Origin of the sequence: Sutterella sp. KLE1602, assembly GCF_001578585.1 — a bacterium.
Lineage (GTDB): Bacteria > Pseudomonadota > Gammaproteobacteria > Burkholderiales > Burkholderiaceae_F > Sutterella > Sutterella wadsworthensis_A.
The window spans coordinates 1-629 of the sequence record NZ_KQ968575.1; the positions used below are offsets into that span (position 1 = coordinate 1).

The 629-nt window shown below is 60.6% G+C and carries 2 protein-coding genes; both read left to right on the forward strand.

Going from position 1 to position 629, the window contains the following annotated elements:
• The coding region (locus HMPREF3036_RS10475) for an ABC transporter substrate-binding protein (RefSeq protein WP_156469818.1) at window positions 1–326 on the forward strand (326 nt) is incomplete at its 5' end.
• Window positions 327–459: 133 nt separating this feature from the next.
• Window positions 460–629: tyrosine-type recombinase/integrase (locus HMPREF3036_RS12615; RefSeq protein WP_156469819.1), on the forward strand; the 170-nt coding region annotated here is incomplete at its 3' end.

The window sequence follows — 629 nt, forward strand, 5'->3', positions numbered from 1 at the left end:
TGGATGGGGAATGCGCGGGGAATCCGTTCAAAAACATCGCCCACGGCGCCAACACCGACCACGGCAGCGAGTCCTCGTTCGAGCTTCTCGTCAAGCTCAATCCTGACTTCATCTTCGTCTGCGACCGCGACTCCGCCATCTCCCGTCCGGGCGCCCGGCTCGCGCAGGACGTGATGGCCAACCCGCTCGTCGAGAGGACCGATGCCGCAAAGAACGGCCGCATCGTCTACCTTACCTCGTCCGCCTGGTACCTCGCAGAGGGCGGCCTGCGCGCCACTGACATGATGTTCGCGGACATTGAAAAGGCGCTCGCCATCGCCAAGTAAGGGTCCTTTCATCCGCCAACACGTCCATCTTTATCAGCGACATTCCATCCTCATTGGGTTCGTTTTCGGCTCTCCTTCAAGGGAGAGCCGTTTTTTCGGCCTTTTTATCGGCAAACCATCCGATAGGGTGCTTATGAAGAAGGGCGACAACATCCGGCCCTACTGGGCGATTACGGCCGGCACCATCCATCAGCTGCTGCGCGCCAGGGCGGACGAATCTCCGGTTTCGTCCTTCACGCCGCATGATCTGCGCCGAACCTTTGCGACGCGGCTCCTTGAGTCCGGCGCCGACATCAACACCGT